Origin of the sequence: Mycobacterium sp. E1715 (assembly GCF_001667625.1) — a bacterium.
Taxonomy (GTDB): domain Bacteria; phylum Actinomycetota; class Actinomycetes; order Mycobacteriales; family Mycobacteriaceae; genus Mycobacterium.
This window is the reverse complement of the sequence record NZ_LZJJ01000537.1, coordinates 1-19198: the sequence shown is the minus strand read 5'-3', so window position 1 is coordinate 19198 and position 19198 is coordinate 1. Positions and strand designations below refer to the sequence as shown.

Annotated in this window: 18 protein-coding genes and 1 pseudogene; 8 read left to right on the top strand and 11 right to left on the bottom strand. The window is 67.3% G+C overall.

Going from position 1 to position 19198, the window contains the following annotated elements:
- On the bottom strand, window positions 1–282 hold a 282-nt coding region (locus tag A9X03_RS26230), incomplete at its 3' end, for an AMP-binding protein (protein WP_156746604.1).
- Between the two features lie 289 nt (window positions 283–571).
- Here A9X03_RS26230 and A9X03_RS26225 point away from each other — a divergent pair.
- Window positions 572–1963 (top strand): annotated as a pseudogene (locus A9X03_RS26225) (FadD7 family fatty acid--CoA ligase); the annotation flags it as partial.
- 4 nt (window positions 1964–1967) lie between these two features.
- Here the strand turns inward: A9X03_RS26225 and A9X03_RS26220 are convergent.
- Both A9X03_RS26220 and A9X03_RS26215 read right to left on the bottom strand, forming a co-directional pair.
- Entirely contained in the window at window positions 1968–4127 is a 2160-nt protein-coding gene (locus A9X03_RS26220) for an elongation factor G-like protein EF-G2 (RefSeq protein WP_068263755.1), read from the bottom strand.
- 142 nt (window positions 4128–4269) lie between these two features.
- Window positions 4270–4683 (bottom strand): TIGR03668 family PPOX class F420-dependent oxidoreductase, encoded by a 414-nt coding sequence (locus tag A9X03_RS26215; protein ID WP_068263752.1) that lies wholly within the window; start codon window positions 4681–4683, stop codon window positions 4270–4272.
- A gap of 142 nt (window positions 4684–4825) precedes the next feature.
- Between A9X03_RS26215 and A9X03_RS26210 the strand changes: the two genes are divergently transcribed.
- The 4 genes from A9X03_RS26210 (at window position 4826) to A9X03_RS26195 (ending at window position 9824) form a co-directional block, all read left to right on the top strand.
- Window positions 4826–5869 carry a S1C family serine protease gene (locus tag A9X03_RS26210; RefSeq protein ID WP_068263749.1) on the top strand — a complete coding sequence of 348 codons (1044 nt, stop codon included), beginning with the start codon at window positions 4826–4828 and terminating at the stop codon, window positions 5867–5869.
- 121 nt (window positions 5870–5990) lie between these two features.
- Window positions 5991–7763 (top strand): maltose alpha-D-glucosyltransferase, encoded by a 1773-nt coding sequence (treS, locus tag A9X03_RS26205; protein ID WP_067749840.1) that lies wholly within the window; start codon window positions 5991–5993, stop codon window positions 7761–7763.
- A complete protein-coding gene (locus A9X03_RS26200) occupies window positions 7760–9097 on the top strand; it encodes a phosphotransferase (RefSeq protein WP_067749806.1) in 1338 nt (445 codons plus the stop codon). Before treS ends, A9X03_RS26200 begins: the two co-directional genes overlap by 4 nt.
- A gap of 46 nt (window positions 9098–9143) precedes the next feature.
- Entirely contained in the window at window positions 9144–9824 is a 681-nt protein-coding gene (locus A9X03_RS26195) for a YoaK family protein (protein ID WP_068017612.1), read from the top strand.
- A gap of 63 nt (window positions 9825–9887) precedes the next feature.
- On the opposite strand, the gene ag85C is transcribed toward A9X03_RS26195, so the two are convergent.
- From ag85C to A9X03_RS26160, 7 genes are all read right to left on the bottom strand, one after another.
- Complete coding sequence (gene ag85C / locus A9X03_RS26190) at window positions 9888–10934, bottom strand: diacylglycerol acyltransferase/mycolyltransferase Ag85C (RefSeq protein WP_068263746.1); 1047 nt, start codon at window positions 10932–10934, stop codon at window positions 9888–9890.
- A gap of 210 nt (window positions 10935–11144) precedes the next feature.
- A complete protein-coding gene (locus tag A9X03_RS26185; protein ID WP_067780905.1) occupies window positions 11145–11963 on the bottom strand; it encodes an ABC transporter permease in 819 nt (272 codons plus the stop codon).
- Window positions 11953–12780, bottom strand: a complete 828-nt coding sequence (locus A9X03_RS26180; RefSeq protein WP_067749812.1) for an ATP-binding cassette domain-containing protein — start codon at window positions 12778–12780, stop codon at window positions 11953–11955. Before A9X03_RS26180 ends, A9X03_RS26185 begins: the two co-directional genes overlap by 11 nt.
- Window positions 12777–13235, bottom strand: coding sequence for a MarR family winged helix-turn-helix transcriptional regulator (locus A9X03_RS26175; protein ID WP_067780912.1), 459 nt, complete (start codon window positions 13233–13235; stop codon window positions 12777–12779). Before A9X03_RS26175 ends, A9X03_RS26180 begins: the two co-directional genes overlap by 4 nt.
- Window positions 13236–13292: 57 nt before the next feature.
- On the bottom strand, window positions 13293–13790 hold the full coding sequence (locus A9X03_RS26170) for a metallophosphoesterase (RefSeq protein ID WP_068263743.1): 498 nt from the start codon (window positions 13788–13790) through the stop codon (window positions 13293–13295).
- Between the two features lie 24 nt (window positions 13791–13814).
- Window positions 13815–16733: an RND family transporter gene (locus A9X03_RS26165; RefSeq protein WP_068263738.1), complete on the bottom strand. Its 2919-nt coding sequence runs from the start codon at window positions 16731–16733 to the stop codon at window positions 13815–13817.
- A complete protein-coding gene (locus A9X03_RS26160) occupies window positions 16730–17161 on the bottom strand; it encodes an MmpS family transport accessory protein (protein ID WP_068263734.1) in 432 nt (143 codons plus the stop codon). The genes A9X03_RS26165 and A9X03_RS26160 overlap by 4 nt, the downstream gene beginning before the upstream one ends.
- A gap of 223 nt (window positions 17162–17384) precedes the next feature.
- On the opposite strand from A9X03_RS26160, the gene A9X03_RS26155 reads away from it, so the two are divergent.
- From A9X03_RS26155 to A9X03_RS26145, 3 genes are read left to right on the top strand one after another with little or no spacing between them, the layout of a single operon-like run.
- A complete protein-coding gene (locus A9X03_RS26155; protein WP_068263732.1) occupies window positions 17385–17705 on the top strand; it encodes a metal-sensitive transcriptional regulator in 321 nt (106 codons plus the stop codon).
- Between the two features lie 29 nt (window positions 17706–17734).
- Window positions 17735–18349: a DsbA family protein gene (locus A9X03_RS26150; protein ID WP_068017603.1), complete on the top strand. Its 615-nt coding sequence runs from the start codon at window positions 17735–17737 to the stop codon at window positions 18347–18349.
- Between the two features lie 37 nt (window positions 18350–18386).
- Complete coding sequence (locus A9X03_RS26145; RefSeq protein WP_068263728.1) at window positions 18387–18785, top strand: DUF302 domain-containing protein; 399 nt, start codon at window positions 18387–18389, stop codon at window positions 18783–18785.
- Window positions 18786–18824: 39 nt separating this feature from the next.
- Here the strand turns inward: A9X03_RS26145 and A9X03_RS29965 are convergent, their stop codons facing one another.
- Window positions 18825–18998 carry a hypothetical protein gene (locus tag A9X03_RS29965; RefSeq protein WP_197504925.1) on the bottom strand — a complete coding sequence of 58 codons (174 nt, stop codon included), beginning with the start codon at window positions 18996–18998 and terminating at the stop codon, window positions 18825–18827.
- Between the last annotated feature and the right edge of the window lie 200 nt (window positions 18999–19198).

The window sequence follows — 19198 nt, the reverse complement described above, 5'->3', positions numbered from 1 at the left end:
CCGCGAAGCCGCCAGCAGTCCGACGACGAATTCAGCGTTGCTTGCGGAGCGCAGCGCGACACGGTCACCCGCGCGGAGCCCGGCCTGTCGGAGCTGCCCGGCCAGGTCGTCCACCAGCTGGACTAGATCGCGGTAGCCGAGCGGTATCCGCTCGGCGGTGACGACGAGAGCGGGCGCCTCCGGGGACCGGCGGGCCACCTCCTCGACCAGATCCACGATGCGTGCATCCGGGATCTCCGTCGACCCCGCGGCTTCGCTGCTGACGATCGCCTCAGACCTCATCGCTTCGCTCCTTTACGCTTCGCCGTCACAAGCAACTGCTCGAACCATGCCGGGTGAGCCTCCCACCCGTCCAATACCGAATCACTCACGGCCGATAACCAACGGCTATCGACGCCCCGAAACCGCGGCTGACTAGCGCCGATAGATGACATGTATCGGCGCATAGCGGCCCCGTCTTGGACACCCGCCGGGCCCCGGCGTCAAAGTAAGGGCGCAGGCTTTGCTTCACCTCCGACCAGACGTGAGGAGTCACCACCATGACCGCAGTTTCGGCATCCCCCGGCCAGGCGCAGGGGTCCGCGCGGGTGACCGTGTCGCGCTGCGCTCCGCAAGCAACGCTGAATTCGTCGTCGGACTGCTGGCGGCTTCGCGGGCCGAACTGGTTGCGGTTCCACTGGATCCGGCCCTGCCGGTCGGCGAGCAGCGCGCCCGCAGCGAGGCCGTGGGGGCCAGGGCGGTGCTGATCGACGGCGACGCGCCCGACGACCAAGGCAAACGCGACCTGCCGTGGTGGCCGTTCGCGGTCACGGCCGGTGCTACGGATAGCGCCCCGGCGGTGCGCCTGGCCGCGACTGCACCTCCGGCGCAGGGCTTTTCGACGCCCCAGGGGCTGCGCGACGACGACGCCATGATCATGTTCACCGGCGGCACCACCGGGGTGCCGAAGATGGTCCCGTGGACGCGCGCCAACATCGCCGCCTCGGTGCGGGCGATCATCGCCGGATACGGCCTCGGACCGCGCGATGCCACGGTGGCAGTGATGCCGCTCTACCACGGTCATGGGCTGCTCGCCGCGCTGCTGGCGACGCTGGTGTCCGGCGGTGCGGTGTTGTTGCCCGCGCGTGGACGGTTCTCGGCCCACACCTTCTGGGACGACGTCGACGCCGTCCGCGCCACCTGGTACACGGCGGTGCCGACGATCCATCAGATCCTCTTGGAGCGGGCAGGAGGCGACCGACCCGGCAACGCCGCGTTGCGATTCATCCGCAGCTGCAGCGCGCCACTCACGGCCGAAGCGGCACAGCAGCTGCAGGACACGTTCGGCGCCCCGGTGGTCTGCGCCTTCGGCATGACCGAGGCCACCCATCAGGTGGCGACGACCGAAATCGGCCATGACGAAAACCCCGGTGCCACAGCGGGTCTGGTCGGCCGATCGACCGGGCCGCAGATCCGGATCGCCGGATCCGACGGCTCGCCCGTGCCGGCGGGAGAGGTCGGCGAGGTCTGGTTGCACGGGCCGACCGTCGTCCGGGGTTACCTCGGCGACCCCGCGATCACCGCGGCAAATTTCACCGACGGGTGGCTGCGCACCGGTGATCTGGGAACGCTGTCGGCGTCGGGCGAGCTGATCATCCGCGGCCGCATCAAGGAACTGATCAACCGGGGCGGGGAGAAGATCTCTCCGGAACGCGTCGAGGGCGTGCTCGGCAGTCATCCCGGCGTGCTGGAGGTCGCCGTGTTCGGGGTCCCCGACAAGCTGTACGGCGAGGCGGTGGCCGCGGTGATCGTTCCCCGGGGCCCCGCCGCACCGACCGCGGAGGAGCTCGCAGAGTTCGGGCGGGACCGGCTGGCCCCCTTCGAGGTGCCGACCAGCTTTCAGCAGGCGGCGGAGCTGCCGCATACCGCGAAGGGCTCGCTGGACCGCCGCGCCGTCGCCGGCCAGTTCGGCGCCGGGGCGTGACGACTCAGACGCTGGCCTTCACCCGGGTGGCCGCGGCCTCCGGCATGGGTTCGTAACGGGCGAAGCCGCGGGTGAACGACGCGGCCCCGTGGGCAAGCGAACGCAGGTCGATCGCGTAGCGCGTCAGCTCCACCTGGGGCACCTCGGCTTTGACCAGCGTGCGTTCGTGGCCCGCGGTGTCGGTGCCGAGGACACGGCCACGCCGGCCCGACAGGTCGCCCATCACCGCGCCGACGAAGTCGTCGGGGACCAGTACCGAGATTTCGTCGATGGGCTCGAGCAGGCTCACCTTCGTCGCCGCGGCCGCCTCCCGCAGCGCCAGGGCGCCCGCCGCCTGGAACGCGAAGTCCGACGAGTCCACGCTGTGGGCCTTGCCGTCGAGCAGGGTCACCCGGATGTCGACGACGGGATAGCCGGCGTGCACGCCCTTCTCCATCTGCGCGCGCACGCCCTTCTCCACGCTCGGGATGAATTGCCGGGGCACCGCCCCGCCGACCACCTTGTCGACGAACTCGAATCCGGATCCCTCCGGCAGCGGCTCCACTTCGATGTCGCACACCGCGTACTGGCCGTGCCCGCCCGACTGCTTGACGTGGCGACCATGCCCTTTTGCCTTGCCGCCGAAGGTTTCTCGCAGTGGTACGCGCAGTTCCACGGTGTCGACGGTGACGCCGTAGCGGTTGGCGAGCGCGTCGAGGACGACCCCGGCGTGGGCCTCGCCCATGCACCACAACACGATCTGGTGTGTCTCCTGGTTCTGCTCGATCCGCAGCGTCGGATCCTCGGCGGCCAGCCGGCCCAGTCCGACCGACAGCTTGTCCTCGTCGGTCTTGGCGTGCGCCTGGATCGCCACCGGCAGCAACGGTTCGGGCATCGTCCACGGTTTCAGGACGAGTGGCTCCGCCTTGTCCGAGAGGGTGTCGCCGGTCTCGGCCCGGCTCAACTTGCCGATGGCGCAGATGTCGCCCGCCACCACGGCGGTGGCCGGGCGCTGCTGCTTGCCGAGCGGGAACGACAGGACCCCGACCCGTTCGTCTTCGTCGTGGTCGGGGTGCGTGCTGCCGTTGCCGTTGACCGCGCCGAAGAAGGACGCAAAATGGCCCGACACATGGACCGTCGTGTCGGGCCTGATGGTCCCGGAGAACACCCGGACCAGGCTCAGCCTTCCGACGTAGGGGTCCGACGTCGTCTTCACCACCTCCGCCAGCAGGGGAGCGTCGGGGTCGCAGGTCAGCGTCGCGTGCGGCGCGCCCTGCGGCGTAAACACCTCCGGCAGTGGGTGTTCCATCGGGGACGGGAAGCCGCGCGTGGCGACCTCCAGCAATTCCAGCGTGCCGACGCCGGTGCTGCTGCACACCGGGATCACCGGGAAGAACGAACCCCGGGCGACCGCCCGCTCCAGGTCCTCGATCAGGACCGCCTCGTCGATGGACTCACCGCCCAGATAGCGATCCATCAGCGACTCGTCCTCGGATTCCTCGATGATGCCCTCGATCAGGGTGCCACGCGCCTCCTCGATCCGGTCGGCGTCGGCCGGATCGGCCGGCTCTGCGGTCCGCTTTCCGCCGGAGTAGTGGTAGCGCGTCTGCGACAACAATCCGATCAGGCCCTCGCAGGACGGCAGGCCGGTCGGGAGGTAGAGCGGTAACACCTTGTCGCCGAACGCGTTCTGCGCGGCGGCCAGCGCCTCGGAGTAATTGGCCCTGGTGTGGTCGAGCTTGGTGATCACCACGGCGCGGGGCATGCCGACCTGGTCGCATTCCTGCCACAGCGATTTGGTGGGTTCGTCGACACCCTCGTTGGCCGCGATCACGAACAGCGCGCAATCCGCGGCGCGCAGGCCGGCCCGCAGCTCGCCGACGAAGTCGGCGTATCCGGGCGTGTCGACCAGGTTGATCTTGATGCCGTCGTGGGCCAGGGAGGCGACGGCAACGCCGACGGACCGCTGCTGGCGGATCTCGGCGTCGTCGTAGTCGCACACCGTGCTGCCGTCGGTGACCGAGCCCGCTCTAGTCAGCACCCCGCCGGCGACCAACAGCGCCTCGACCAGGGTGGTCTTGCCGCCACCGGACGGTCCCACCAGGACGATGTTGCGCACCTCGCCGGGACCGTTCGCGGTGGGGGCGGCCGCCGCGCCCTGGGAAGCATTCGCCTTGTCCGCCATGACGTTCCTCCAGTTCTCCCCGGCCGCGTCGCCGAGGGGTGCGTCCAGCGTGGTGTGTCCTGGCTCACAGGATCCAGAAGCAACTTTTCCCCCAACCGCGGCCCAACACAAGGCCACGGGCCGGCCACAATTGCGTCTGCCGTCAGGCGTGCCAGCCCGACCAGCGGTGCACCGCGATCGCGATCACCGGCCCGTTCAGCGAAACGGACTGATACTGAGGGTATTTGGCGCGCAGCAGCCGGTGTGCGGACTCCATCGCCGGCCCGCCGGCGTGGATGGTGGCCGTGCCATCGGCCCGGGCCCACCACAACTGCGTCCAATCGTCGGCGTAGTGGTCGACCAGCAGGCTCACGTGGGGGTTGTGTTCGATGTTGGCAAGCCGCCGCAGCCGCCGAGTCGTCTTGGGTTTCGCGTCGACGGCGGTGTACACGACGTCGGCCGGGTCGGCCACCGCGAATACCACCGGCACCAGGTGGGGGAGACCATCGGGCGTGATCGTGGCCAGCCGTGCGACCGGGGACCGCGCCAACCTGGTCTTCGGGTCGAATTCGCCCACCGTGTCAGCCTAGGCGCCGAACCCAACCTTGCCACTGCCATGAATAGCTACCTGCATTACGGTTATATACACACAGTTGTGCCGCCCAGAACCGCAAGGCCGACACAGTTTGTGTTTACCGCGAAGCAGGAAGGGTGACGGGATGAGCAAATCGCACCACCGCTCGGTCTGGTGGTCATGGTTGGTCAGCGTGCTGGCTGTGGTCGGGTTGGGCCTCGGTCTGGGCACCGTGCCGGCCGCCGCATCACCGTTCACCGCCCCACAGGCCCCCCTCGACCCGGCCGCATTGGCCGGCCAGGTGGGGCCACAGGTGGTCAACATCAACACCAAGTTCGGCTACAACAACGCGGTGGGCGCCGGCACCGGCATCGTCATCGACCCCAACGGCGTCGTGCTGACCAACAATCACGTGATCTCCGGCGCGACGGACATCAGTGCCTTCGACGTCGGCAACGGGCAGACGTACGCCGTCGACGTGGTCGGCTACGACCGTAGCCAGGACGTCGCGGTGCTGCAGTTACGCGGGGCGGCCGGCCTGCCGACCGCCGCGATCGGCGGCGGGGTTTCGGTGGGCGAGCCCGTCGTCGCGATGGGCAACGCGGGTGGTCAGGGCGGAACGCCGAGCGCGGTGTCCGGCAAGGTCATCGCGCTCAACCAGTCGGTCTCGGCGACCGACACGTTGACCGGCGCGAACGAGTCACTGGGCGGCCTGATCCAGGCCGACACGCCAATCAGGCCCGGCGACTCGGGCGGGCCGATGGTGAACAACGCCGGACAGGTCGTCGGCATGAACACCGCCGCCACCGACAACTACAAGATGTCGGGCGGGCAGGGCTTTGCCATCCCGATCGGGCGGGCGATGGGGGTGGCCGGCCAGATCCGGTCCGGCGCCGGCTCCAACATCGTGCACATCGGCCCGACCGCCTTCCTCGGGCTCGGGGTGACCGACAACGGCAACGGCGCGCGCGTCGAACGGGTGGTCAACACCGGTCCCGCCGGCGCGGCCGGCATCGCCCCGGGTGACGTCATCACCGGGATCGACAGCGTCCCGATCAGCGGGGCCACCTCGATGACGGACGTGCTCGTCCCGCATCATCCCGGTGACACGATCGCGGTGCACTATCGCGCCGCGGCGGGCGGCGACCGCACCGTCAATGTGACGCTGGCCGAAGGGCCGCCGGCCTGACACCCGCGCGGACAGTACCCGACTGGCGCTCAATCCCATTGGCGCCATGGGTGTTTCGTCACATGTCAGCGAGCGTGATTCCGAATGTCGCGCCTCGGGTACCCGTGGCAGCGTGGATTTGATGAACGACGCACGAGAAGCTGTCGAGCACCATCCCGGAGGCGGAAGTCACGTCGAGGGGGGTGTCGTCGAGCATCCCGACTCCGACGACTTCGACAACGCCGCCGCGCTACCCACCGACCCGACGTGGTTCAAGCACGCCGTGTTCTACGAGGTGCTGGTCCGCGCGTTCTTCGACGCCAACGCGGACGGGTCCGGCGACCTACGCGGGCTCCTGGGACGCCTGGACTACCTGCAGTGGCTCGGCATCGACTGCATCTGGCTGCCCCCGTTCTACGACTCGCCGCTTCGCGACGGCGGGTACGACATCCGGGATTTCTACAAGGTGCTGCCCGAGTTCGGGACGGTCGAGGACTTCGTCGCACTGCTGAACGCCGCGCACGAGCGTGGCATCCGGGTGATCACCGACCTCGTGATGAACCACACATCGGATTCGCACCCCTGGTTTCAGGAGTCGCGGCATGATCCGGACGGCCCGTACGGCGACTTCTACGTGTGGAGCGACACCAGCGAGAAGTACACCGACGCCCGCATCATCTTCGTCGACACCGAGGAGTCCAACTGGACCTTCGACCCGGTGCGCAAACAGTTCTACTGGCACCGGTTCTTTTCGCACCAGCCGGACCTGAACTACGAAAACCCCGCCGTCCAGGAAGCCATGATCGACGTGCTGCGCTTCTGGCTCGGCCTGGGCATCGACGGGTTCCGGCTGGACGCCGTGCCGTACCTGTTCGAACGGGAGGGCACCAATTGCGAGAACCTGCCCGAGACGCACGCCTTCCTCAAGCGGGTCCGCAAGGTCATCGACGACGAGTTCCCGGGCCGGGTGCTGCTGGCCGAGGCCAACCAGTGGCCGGCCGACGTGGTCGAGTACTTCGGCGACACCAGCACCGGCGGCGACGAATGCCACATGGCGTTCCACTTCCCGCTGATGCCGCGCATCTTCATGGCCGTCCGCCGGGAATCGCGCATTCCGATCTCGGAGATCCTGGGGCAGACGCCGGAGATTCCCGAGATGGCGCAATGGGGCATCTTCCTGCGTAACCACGACGAGCTGACGCTCGAGATGGTCACCGACGAAGAACGCGACTACATGTACTCCGAGTACGCCAAGGACCCACGGATGAAGGCGAACGTCGGCATCCGGCGGCGCCTGGCACCCCTGCTGGACAACGACCGAAACCAGATCGAGCTGTTCACCGCCCTGCTGCTGTCGCTGCCCGGCTCACCGGTCCTGTACTACGGCGACGAGATCGGCATGGGCGACGTCATCTGGCTGGGTGACCGCGACGGGGTGCGCACCCCGATGCAGTGGACCCCGGACCGCAACGCCGGGTTCTCCAAGGCCAACCCCGGCCGGCTCTACCTGCCGGCCAGCCAGGACTCCGTCTACGGCTATCAGGCCGTCAACGTCGAGGCCCAGCGCGACACCTCGACGTCGCTGCTCAACTTCACCCGGATGATGCTCGCCGTCCGGCGCCGCCACGAGGCGTTCGCCATCGGCACATTCGAGGAGTTGGGGGGCTCCAACCCGTCGGTGCTGGCGTTCGTGCGCCAGGTGCCGGGCGGCGGCGACACGGTGTTGTGCGTCAACAACCTGTCGCGGTTCCCGCAGCCGATCGAACTGAACCTGCAGCACTGGAGCGGTTGCACGCCGGTGGAACTGACCGGGCACGTCGAATTCCCGCGGATCGGGCACCTGCCCTACCTGCTGACGCTGCCGGGACACGGCTTCTACTGGTTCCAGCTGACTGCATGTGAGGAGGACGCATGACTGATCCTGCCAAGCTGCCCTGGTCGGATTGGCTGCCCCAGCAACGGTGGTACGCCGGCCGTAACCGGGAGCTGACCTCCGCCGAGGCCGCCGTGGTCGTCCCGCTCCGCGACGACCTGGACCTGGTCTTGGTCGATGCGCAGTACGCCGACGGCTCATCCGAGCGCTACCAGGTCATGGTGCAATGGGACGCCGGTCCGGTCTCCGAGTACAGCACGGTGGCCACCATCGGCGCCGCAGGCGACCGCACGGGCTTCGACGCCCTCTACGACACCGACGCCCCCCGTTTTCTGCTGTCGCTGATCGACTCGTCGGCCGTTCTGACGGCGGCGGGCACCGAGGTGCGGTTCGTCAAGGAGCCCGACGTCGAGCTGCCGATGGAGGCGATGCCGCACGTCTCCGACGCCGAGCAGAGCAATACCAGCGTCATCTTCGACCGCGCGGCGATCTTCAAGGCGTTTCGGCGGGTCAACAGCGGCATCAACCCGGACATCGAGCTGAACCGGGTGCTGGCCCGCGCCGGCAACCCGCACGTGGCCCGGCTCCTGGGCACCTACGAGCTGGCCGGCCCGGACGAGGCGTGGCCGCTCGGCATGGTGACCGAGTTCGCGTCCAACGCCGCCGAAGGGTGGGCGATGGCCACCGCCAGCGTCCGCGACCTGTTCGCGGAGGGCGACCTGTACGCCCACGAGGTCGGGGGCGATTTCGCCGGCGAGTCCTGCCGGCTCGGCGAGGCCGTGGCGTCGGTCCATGCCACGCTGGCCGAGTCGCTGGGAACGGCGGAGTCGGCGTTCCCGGTGGACACCGTGCTGGCGCGGCTGGCTGCGACCGTCGCGAAGGTGCCCGAGCTGCGGGAGTACGCCTCGACCATCGAGGAGCGGTTCGCCAAGCTCGCCGACCAGCCGATCACCGTCCAGCGGGTGCACGGCGACCTGCACCTCGGTCAGGTGCTGCGCACCCCCGAGAGCTGGCTGCTGATCGACTTCGAGGGCGAACCGGGGCAGCCGCTCGACGAGCGCCGCGCGCCGGATTCACCGTTGCGCGACGTGGCCGGCGTGCTGCGGTCCTTCGAATACGCCGCGTACGGCCCGTTGGTCGACCAGGCGGCCGACAAACAACTGGCCGCCCGCGCCCGCGAATGGGTCGAACGCAACAGGACCGCGTTCTGCGAGGGCTACGCCGCCGCGTCGGGAAGCGACCCGCGGGATGCGGCTGACGTGCTGGCCGCCTACGAGCTCGACAAGGCCGTGTACGAGGCCGGCTACGAGGCGCGGCACCGGCCCGGCTGGTTGCCGATCCCGCTGCGCTCCATCGCCAGGCTCACCGCCTCATAGCAAACTCTGATCTGCGAGTAGCGCGGGCATCTGAAACCATGTCCGTGTGACAAAGGAGATCTTCGACAGCGAGGCGCGGCTGTCCTGGGTGCTGGCGGCGCTGGCGGGTGTGCTGGGGGCAACGGCTTTCACGCACTCCGCCGGCTACTTCGTGACCTTCATGACCGGCAACGCGCAGCGCGCCGCGCTCGGCTACTTCCGGGGCGATGTCTTGCTCTCCGTGAGCGCGGGCCTGCTGATCGTGTGCTTCGTCGGTGGCGTTGTCGTCGCGTCGGTGTGCCGGCGGCATTTCTGGGTGGCGCACCCGCACGGGCCCACCGTGCTGACGACCTTCAGCCTGTTCGCCGCCACCGCCTTGGACGTTGTCGACGAGGGGTGGGAGGAAAACTTCCTCGATTTCGCGCCGATCACGTTGGTGGCGTTCGGCATTGGCGCATTGAACACGTCATTCGTCAAAGACGGCGAGGTGTCGGTTCCGCTGAGCTACGTGACCGGAACGCTGGTCAAGATGGGGCAGGGCATCGAGCGCCACATCGCCGGTGGAACGCTGGCCGACTGGCTCGGCTACTTTCTGCTGTTCGCCAGCTTCGTCTTCGGCGCCACGGTCGGCGGCTTGATCAGCCTGGTGGTCAATGGCACGTGGATGCTGGTGGTCGCTTCGTCCGTGTGCGCGTTGACAACTGGATACACGTACTTTCACCAGGATCGCCGCGCCTTGCTCGACTGAACCCAAAAAGCATCGGCAGTAGCGCTGACCGGTGCGCTACTGCCGATGCTGGTTCGGAGGGTTTCAGGCGGCCGGCGGCGCCGGCTGTGCGGGCTGCGCCGGCTCCGCCGGTTGGGCCGTGGTGTTGGCCAGCAGCACCTGCTGGATGTCGGGCTTCATCGCGACCAACTGCTGGTTCCAGTAGGGCCACGAGTGCGTGCCGTTGGCCGGGAAGTTGAACGTCCCGTTGCGTCCGCCGGCGGCCACGTAGCTGTTCTGGAATTGCTGGTTGGTGCGCAGCGTGAGGCCTTCCAGGAACTTGGCCGGCATGTTGTCGCCGCCCAGGTCGCTCGGCGTTCCGTTGCCGCAGTACACCCAGATTCGGGTGTTGTTGGCGACCAGTCGCGGGATCTGGACCATCGGGTCGTTACGCTTCCACGCCGGGTCGGTCGACGGGCCCCACATGCTGTTGGCGTTGTAGCCACCCGAGTCGTTCATCGCCAGCCCGATCAGCGTCGGCCACCAACCCTCGGAGGGGTTGAGGAAGCCCGAAAGTGAAGCGGCGTAGGGGAATTGCTGCGGGTAGTAGGCGGCCAGGATCAGGGCGGAACCGCCGGACATTGACAGCCCCACCGCGGCGTTGCCCGCCGGGGAGATCTGCTTGTTGGCCTGCAGCCACAGCGGCATCTCCTGGGTCAGGAACGTCTCCCACTTGTAGGTGTAGTTCTGACCGTTGCCCGACGACGGCTGGTACCAGTTGCTGTAGAAGCTGGACTGCCCGCCGACCGGCATCACCACCGACAGGCCGGACTGGTAGAACTCCTCGAAGGCCGGGGTGTTGATGTCCCAGCCGTTGTAGTCGTCCTGCGCGCGCAAGCCGTCGAGCAGGTAGACGGCGTGCGGTCCGCCGCCCTCGAACTGGACCTTGATGTTGCGGCCCATCGACGGCGATGGCACCTCCAGGTATTCCACCGGCAGGCCCGGCTTCGAGAACGCCCCCGCGGTAGCCGAGCCGCCGACGGCGGTGACGAGGCCGGACATCAGGGCAGCCCCCACAGCCGCGACCGCGAGCTGGCGCGGCATGGCTGCCGCGGCGCCACGCAACTTCCGCAACTCAGAAAAGAACTTCATAGCTCTCTACCCATCCCAACTTTCGTCTGCCGCGTGCCGCGGTCGAATCCCTTCGCTGGGCAGTGAAACACGGGGAGAGGGGTCGAATCGCCTGTCAGGGCCGAAGCTTCAGATCGCGGTTGGCTAACGATTGGGAGTCGGCCGGGAAACGTTGCATTCGGGTCACAATCGGTCATCGATAGCGCGCGCCGCACATCCCGGCGGTGTGCGCTATGCCACGAGGCGGCGCAATAGCGTTGAGGCCGCGCCGATTCCGAGCACCGCGGCAACCAGCAAGACAATGACGTCCACCGGGTTGAACGGCGTACCGATGAGCAGGCCGCGCAGGGCGTCGACCTCGTAGCTGAGGGGGTTGACTCGGCTCAGCACGTGCAGCCACGTCGGCATGACGTTGACCGGGTACAAAGCGTTGGAGGCGAAGAACAATGGCATCGTGATGGCCTGGCCGATTCCCATCAGGCGATCACGGTTGCGCACCAGGCCGGCCAGCGTCATCGACAGGCACGCGAAGAACGCGGCACCCAGCATGACGACGGCCATCGCCGCCGCGATTCGCAGCGGGTTGACCGTCAGCCCGACATTCATCAGATATGCCAACGCCATCACGCCGACCACCTGGGCGACCGAGCGCACGCCGGCCGCGAACGCCTTGCCGGTGATCAAGGCCGACGCCGGCGCGGGCGTCACCATCAGCTTGGCCAGGACCCCGGCGTCCCGGTCCCAAATGATCTGTATCCCATAGAAAATGGAGATGAACAGCGCGGACTGGGCGATGATGCCCGGCGCCAGGAACGCCAGGTACGACACCGATCCGGTTTGGATGACGTGCAGGTGGCTGAAGGTGGTTCCGAAGATCAGCAGCCACAGCGCCGGTTGCACCATCCGGGTGACGAGTTCGGTCCTGTCGTGCTGCAACTTCTGCATCTCGACGATCGCGAACGCGCCGATACGGCTGAACACGGCGCCCACGCGCTGCCACCCGCGCGGCGCGCGGACCAGGGTCCCTGGCCTGGCGCTATCAACCGACACGGCGCGCAACCTTTCTGGCGGAACGGATTTCGCGGAATGAGCCTTCCGACTCGGAGGTGTCGCCGTCCACCAAGTCGGATGCCGCGTAGTGGCGGAACACGTCCTCCAGGGTTGCGTGTGGCGACACCGTCGACTTCAACTTGGCCGGCGTCCCCACCGCCTGCAGCTCACCGCGGTGCATCAGGGCGACGCGATCGCACAGCGCGTCGGCCTCCTCCATGTAGTGGGTGGTCAGCAGCACGGTCATCCCGAACTGCGCCTGCATCTTCTGCACCTGCGCCCAGACGCCGTCGCGCGCGATCGGATCGAGCCCGACGGTCGGCTCGTCGAGAACCAGCAGCGACGGGCGGTTGACGAGCGCCTGCGCCACCTCGAGACGGCGGACCATGCCGCCGGAATAGGCCGCGGCAAGCCGGTCGGCCACGTCGAGTAGATCCATCGCCGCCAGCGCCTGCTCCGCGCGGTCGGAACGCTCGGACCGGGGCACACCGTAGAGGCGCGCGAACCACTCGACATTCTGCCGGCCGGTCAATGCGGGCTCGATCGAGAGTTGTTGCGGCACATAACCGATATTGCTGCGAATGTCGGTGGTTTGGTGGCGGGCGTCGAGCCCGAAGATGCGTAATTCGCCCTGCTGCACCGGGGCCAGCGTGGTGAGCATCCGGACCATGGATGTCTTCCCGGCGCCGTTGGGGCCGAGCAGGCCCATGGTCTCGCCCGGCCGCACCTGCAACGTGACGTCGTTGACCGCGGTGAACTGGCCATACCGGTAGGTCAGGTGCCTGGCGTCGACCGCCATCGGCAGTGAACCGCTCATCGTCGCTCCTGCAGTGTCTGGGTCATCATCTCGATGACCTCCAATCCCCTTGTCAAAGATTCGATCTGGTCGTCGTCGAGTTCGGCGAGCACCTCGGCTAGTGCCCCTCGCCGCGCGGCGCGAGACGCGTCGACGATCTCCTGGGCCGGTTCGGCCAGGTGTAACCGGCCGACCCTGCGGTCCGGGTCGCCGACGGTCCGGACGAGCAGTCCCCCGGAGACCAACTTCGAAACCAGGGTCGACGCGGTGTTGGGGGCCAGCCCGAGCTCGGCGGCGGCCGCGTTGACCGAGATGCCGGGTTGCCGGGCCACCAGCCACAACAGCTCGGACTGCGACTCGGTCAGCGTCGACGCGTCGAAGCCACGCCCGGCCGTGCGCCGCAACTGCCGGCGGAACCTGCCGACCACGCGAAACACGTCGGTGACCACATCCGTCGTTGACTGCACCTTTTCCATAATACCTCTGTAGGCGAGCTATTTATGTGGGGAAGCTGTGCAGAACGTATGTACCCGTTACTTAGGGAGGCGATGCAGGACCACGTCGATCAGGGCCCCGTCATCGACGTGGGCCGTCATGTAGGTGCAGAAGGGCTGCCTGCGCCGATCGGTCGGCGAACCGGGATTGAGCAGGCGCAACCCGGTGTCGGTGCGCGTGTCCCACGGGATGTGGCTGTGCCCGAACACCAGGACCTCGGTGTCGGGATACAGCCGCGACATCCGGGCCTCCCGCCCGGCCGCCGCGCCGGTCTCGTGCACCACGGTGAACCGCACACCCGCCAGGGTCGCGTCCGCCTGCTCGGGCAGCCGACACCGCAGCTCGGGACCGTCGTTGTTGCCCCAGCACGCCACCAGCCGGGCCGACCTGCGTTCGAGTTCGTCGAGCAGGTCGGGCGTCACCCAGTCACCGGCGTGCACGACGACGTCGGCCGCGTCCACCTCGGCCCAAATCCGCGCGGGCAGGTCGCGGGCGCGTTTCGGGACATGGGTGTCGGAAATCAGCAGCAGCCGCACAGCCCCATCTTGCGCCAGCGGCTTTCACCCGGCCGTCGACGCCATGGCCTTTTCAGGCTTGGTCGCGGGCGCGTCGCCGGGCTCGCCCAGCAAGAGCGAACGAACGAGGCTCCGCGGACCGAACGGTCGCAGCATCTCACTGGCGGGGCGGGGCCGCACGCGGATCGGCCACCAGAACCACCGCCCCAGCAGCGCGGCGATCGACGGCGTCATCAGCGAGCGCACGATCAGGGTGTCGAACAGCAGGCCGAGCCCAATCGTGCTGCCGGCCTGGCCGATCGAGCGCAGGTCGCTGGCGACCATCGACATCATGGTGAAGGCGAAGACCAGTCCCGCGGTGGTGACGACGCCCCCGGTCTCGCCCATCGATCGGATGATGCCGGTCTTCAGCCCGGCGCCGATCTCCTCCTGGAAGCGTGACACCAGCAACAGGTTGTAGTCGGAGCCCACGGCGAGCAGGATGATCAGCCCGAATACCGGTGCGATCCAGTTCAACTCGAGACCCAAGAGGTGTTGCCACACGAGAACCGAGAGCCCGAAGGCGGCGCCGAGCGACAGCAGGACCGTGCCGACGATTACCAGGGAGGCCACCAGCGCGCGCGTGATGATCACCATGACGACGAAGATCAGGGTGAGCGCCGCCAGCCCCACGATCAGCAGGTCGTAATGCGAGCCCGACTGGATGTCGCGATAGATGGCCGCCGTGCCCGCCAGGTAGAACTTGGCGCCGGTCAGCGTCGTTCCCTTGACCGCCTGGTGCGCGGCGGCCAGTTCCGGCACGACGGCGGAAATGCCTGCCGGCGTTGCCGGGTCTGCGTCGTGGGTGATGATGAACCGCGCGGCCTTTCCGTCTGGGGAAAGGAAGAGCTTGAGCCCGCGCTGAAAGTCGGGATTCTGGAAGGCTTCCGGGGGCAGATAGAAGTAGTCACCGCTGCGGGAGGCGTCGAACGCCTGCCCCATCGCGCTGGCCGTGTCGGTCATCTGCGCCATCTGGGTGACCAGGTTGGAGAAGCTGCTGTGCATCGTGAGCAGCGTTCCCTGCATCGATTTGGCGACGGCGATCATTGGCGGGAACTGCGCAAGCATCTGCGGAATGATCGCGTCGACGTTGTTGACGTCCTTGATCAGCGTGCTCATGTTCTCGCTGAACTTGTCGACACCGTCGATCGCCTCGAACACCGACCTCGTCGCCCAGCAGACGGGGATGTTGTAGCAGTGCTGTTCCCAATAGAGGTAGCTGCGGAGCGGCCGGGCGAAGTCGTCGAAATCCGCCAGATGGTCTCGCATCTCGTCCAGCGTGGCCTGCATCTCGTGCATATCGCCGACCATGCGGTGGGTGGCGTCGCTCATCTGCCCGAGCAGGCCCTGCATGCGCTGCATCGAGACGATCATGGCGCCGAGGTCGTCGCTCATCTTGAGCATGTCGTTCGTGCGGTCCCGCATGAACTGAAGGTTCTGCTGGATCGGGATCGATTGCGCGCTGATCTGGAACGGGATGGAGGTGTGCTCGATCGGGCCGCCCAACGGGCGGGTGATGCTCTGCACCATCGCGATCCCCGGCGAACGGAAGATGTCCTTGGCGATCCTGTCCAGGATGATCATGTCGCCGCTGTTCCGCATGTCGTGGTCGCTCTCGATCATGAGGATGTCGGGATTCATGGTGGCGGCGCTGAAGTGGCGCTCCGCGGCCGCGTACCCGACGTTCGCGGGCACGTTGGCGGGTGTGTAGAACCGATCGTTGTAGCTGACCTTCATGCTCGGCATGATCAGGATGCCGACGATCGCGATGACCAGGGAGGCTGCGAAGACGGGGCCGGGCCACCGCACCGTGGCGGTGCCGATCCGCCGCCATCCGCGTGTCTTGATCATCCTTCTCGGGTCGAGCAGGCCGAACCGGGTGGCCACCGCGACCACCGCGGGCGCCGCGGTCATCGCTCCCGCGACGACGACCAGCAGGCCCAACGCGGACGGAATGCCGAGTGCCTTGAAGTACGACAGGCGCGCCAGGTGAAGGCAGAACGTCGCCCCGGCGATGGTCAACCCCGAGCCCAAAATGATGTGCGAGGTCCCGCGGAACATCGTGTAGTACGCGGTTTCTCGGTCCTGGCCGGCCTGGCGAGCCTCCTGGTAGCGTCCGATGAGGAAGATCGCGTAGTCCGTCCCCGCCGCGATGGCCAACGAGGAGAGCATCGCAACGACGAACGTCGAGAACCCCAACAGTTCGTAATTCCCCAGGAGCGCGACAAGCCCTCGGGCAGTACCCATCTCGAAGCCGACCATGACGAGGACCAGTAGCACCGTGCTGACCGATCGATAGGCGATGAACAGCATGATCATGATGACCACGCCCGTGACGCCCATCATTTTGAACATGCTCTTGTCGGCGGCTTCGTTCATGTCGGTGGTCAGCGCGGCGGGGCCGGTGACGTAGACCTTGAGGCCCTTGGGGGGCTCCGACTTGTCGACGATCTTGCGCACCGCGTCGACGGACTGGTTCCCCAGCGTGCTGCCCTGGTTGCCCGCCAGATTGAGCTGGACGTAGGCGGCCTTGCCGTCGCGGCTCTGGACGCCGGCGGCGGTGAGCGGATCACCCCAGACGTTCTGGACATGCTGGACGTGCTTCGGATCGGCCTGCAGCTTCTGGACCAGGCCGTCGTAGTAGCGCCGCGCCTCGTCACCGAGTTGCTTGTCGCTCTCGAGAACGATCATCGCGATGCTGTCGGAATCCGATTCATGGAAGGTGGCCCCGATGCGCTTGGCGGCGATCATCGCCGGGGCGTCCTGCGGCGACATCGTCACCGCGTGATTTCGGGCAACCGATTCGATCGGCGGCACAAGCACATTCAGGGCGACGGTGAGCAGTAGCCAGCCGATGATGATGGGCCACGCGAAGGTGCGGACGAACCGCATGAACCTCGGCCGGGCGTCGTTGCCGGCGTTCATCCGGCTTTCACCAGACAGGAAGTTTGCGCGTGCCGCCCGGCCGAGGATCGCTCGTCCTCGACTTTGCCGTTGACGCTGATGCGGCAGCCGATGTCATCGCTGTCGCCTTGTGCCACCACGCTGGCGATGACTGCCGGCACCGTCGTGGTGATCGTGAAGGTCCATGGCAGCGTGCTGAAGTCGGCCTGTTCGGGCTGTGCGTTCTTGTTCAGGTAGCTCACGCTCCCGGTCGTGTCGCCGGGTCCGTAAACCTCGTAGGTAACCCGCTTGATGTGCGAGGCAACGAGCGGTTCGGCGCTGCTGCCCGTCGCGGTGAAGATCGCGTCCGAGCCGAAAACGCCGCGGAGTCGGTCGACGGCCACGCCGCCGAGGGCGACCGCAACCACGACGACGAGCGGCACCCAGGCCCGTCTGAGAAACGTGGACACTGCCGTTCCCTTTCGCTCGGTCTCTTCGGTACGGATTACGCCCGCCTCGCCGGACCTGATAGGGCCATTCGGCCCGCATTTGAGAATCGGCAGGCACTCGTGGCACGCCATCGCGTGACCGGACACCGCGAGCCGCGACTAATCCGCTGTCTGTTATATCATACCCCCCGGGGTATCAGCCAAGGGCGTGCATATACCCCGCGGGGTATGGTATGAAGGAGCCATGGCAAACGAAGTTAGGGGCAGCGCGTCGCCCAAGCCCGATGTCGTCGGGCATGACCCGGGCGACATGGACGCCGTCCTCGCCCGGTTGCGCCGCGCCCAAGGTCAGCTCGGCGGCGTCATCGCGATGATCGAGCAGGGGCGCAGTTGCAGAGACGTCGTCACGCAATTGGCCGCGGTGTCGCGGGCGCTGGATCGCGCCGGTTTCAAAATCATCGCGTCCGGCCTGCGCGACTGCATCACCCGGCCGGAGGGCAGTCCCACTGACGGGCCGGCCGTGTCGATCGACGAGCTGGAGAAACTGTTCCTCAGCCTGGCCTGACAGCCGGCGTCTACGAAAGGCGAAGAGCGATGAACCCCGCCGATGATGGTCGAGCCGGACCCGAAGTCACGTTGTGGTTGGACCCGGTGTGCCCGTTCTCCTGGAATACCGCGCGTTGGCTGCGCGCCGTCGCCGAGAAGACCGGCGTGGCTGTCGATTGGCAGCTGATGAGCCTGGCGGTGCTCAACGAGGGACGGGAACTTCCACCCCCTCAGCAGGCCCGCATGCGTGACTCGCGGCAAGTCGGCCGGCTGATGGCCGCCATCGCGCGGGAGCGGGGCGTAGCCGGTTGGACCGCCGCATATTTCGCGTTCGGTGAGCGCTACTTCGATCGCTCCGAACCCCTCGACGAAGGCCTCGTCGGCCGCCTGCTGTCCGCGGCGGGGGCGCGCGACACCACCGCCGCCGTCATCGCCGACGAGTCGTTGGACGAACAGGTGCGGCGCGGGCACCAGGCGGCGCAGGACGCGCTCGGCGAAACCGGGGGCAGCCCGATTCTGCGTATCGACGGGCATGCCTTCTTCGGCCCGGTTCTGACCGCTTTACCCGAGGCGCAGGAGACGGTCGCAGTGTTCGACGCGGTCGCCACCTTGGCCGCGGTTCCCCAATTCGCCCAGTTGCAACGTCCGCGCTCCGCGGCCTAGTGCTTCCGCAAGTTCGACACGGGAAAGAGGAGAAGAAATGACAGCCGGATTGAGCACCACTTTGCACACCTCGTTCGACGACGCGGTGAAACGAACGACCGAAGCCCTGGCCGAGCAGGGTTTCGGCGTGTTGACCACCATCGACGTCAAAGCCACGCTGAAACAGAAGCTCGGCGAAGACATGGAGGACTACCTCATCCTGGGGGCGTGCAACCCGACCCTGGCGCATCGCGCCCTGGGCATTCACCGTCAGATCGGCCAATTGTTGCCGTGCAACGTGGTGGTGCGGACCGACCCCGCCAAAGGCGATGCGGTTCTCGTCGAGGCGATGGACCCGCAACTCATGGTCAAAGTGACGGGCGAGCCAGGGGCGTTGCAGGAGGTGGCCGACCAGGCGACCGCCAAGCTGCAGGCCGCGATCGGTGCGCTCGGCTAGCGAACACCCGCCGCTCGAATTAGCTTGTGGCGCAGCGCATCAGCCTTGCTGGCTCCGCGCTTCAGCACCCGTTTCCCCGGCGTCGAAGGAGTCATCGGAACCGGCCGCTCCGACATACGAGCCGTCGGCTTCTCCGGCCGCGTCGCGCGACCGAGACTCGTGGGTTTCTGGTTCCACGTCCGACTCGGCTTTGTGGCCCTTGTTCTCAGCCATTCGTTTCCTTCCGGTGGGGCGGCTAACCCCTGACGGGTTCCCGCCTCATGCGCCGCCAAACGTAGAAGAGGCCCAGCCGCGACGTTCACCATCTCCGCCGCACATCGCGCCAGTGCAGGAATGGAGTCGGACGGTTCGCCGCAACGAATCCAAATCGCCTGTGCCCGTGCAGTTGCGGTACCCGGCATCCGACCGATAGG

What these genes read in the sequence shown, in the direction of transcription:
- A9X03_RS26220 (WP_068263755.1), bottom strand. Translation starts at nt 4,127, where the DNA reads ATGGCGGACAAGGCGAATGCTTCCCAGGGCGCGGCGGCCGCCCCCACC.
- A9X03_RS26210 (WP_068263749.1), top strand. Translation starts at nt 4,826, where the DNA reads ATGAGCAAATCGCACCACCGCTCGGTCTGGTGGTCATGGTTGGTCAGC.
- treS (WP_067749840.1), top strand. Translation starts at nt 5,991, where the DNA reads ATGAACGACGCACGAGAAGCTGTCGAGCACCATCCCGGAGGCGGAAGT.
- A9X03_RS26200 (WP_067749806.1), top strand. Translation starts at nt 7,760, where the DNA reads ATGACTGATCCTGCCAAGCTGCCCTGGTCGGATTGGCTGCCCCAGCAA.
- ag85C (WP_068263746.1), bottom strand. Translation starts at nt 10,934, where the DNA reads ATGAAGTTCTTTTCTGAGTTGCGGAAGTTGCGTGGCGCCGCGGCAGCC.
- A9X03_RS26180 (WP_067749812.1), bottom strand. Translation starts at nt 12,780, where the DNA reads ATGAGCGGTTCACTGCCGATGGCGGTCGACGCCAGGCACCTGACCTAC.
- A9X03_RS26175 (WP_067780912.1), bottom strand. Translation starts at nt 13,235, where the DNA reads ATGGAAAAGGTGCAGTCAACGACGGATGTGGTCACCGACGTGTTTCGC.
- A9X03_RS26165 (WP_068263738.1), bottom strand. Translation starts at nt 16,733, where the DNA reads ATGAACGCCGGCAACGACGCCCGGCCGAGGTTCATGCGGTTCGTCCGC.
- A9X03_RS26155 (WP_068263732.1), top strand. Translation starts at nt 17,385, where the DNA reads ATGGCAAACGAAGTTAGGGGCAGCGCGTCGCCCAAGCCCGATGTCGTC.
- A9X03_RS26150 (WP_068017603.1), top strand. Translation starts at nt 17,735, where the DNA reads ATGAACCCCGCCGATGATGGTCGAGCCGGACCCGAAGTCACGTTGTGG.
- A9X03_RS26145 (WP_068263728.1), top strand. Translation starts at nt 18,387, where the DNA reads ATGACAGCCGGATTGAGCACCACTTTGCACACCTCGTTCGACGACGCG.
- A9X03_RS29965 (WP_197504925.1), bottom strand. Translation starts at nt 18,998, where the DNA reads ATGGCTGAGAACAAGGGCCACAAAGCCGAGTCGGACGTGGAACCAGAA.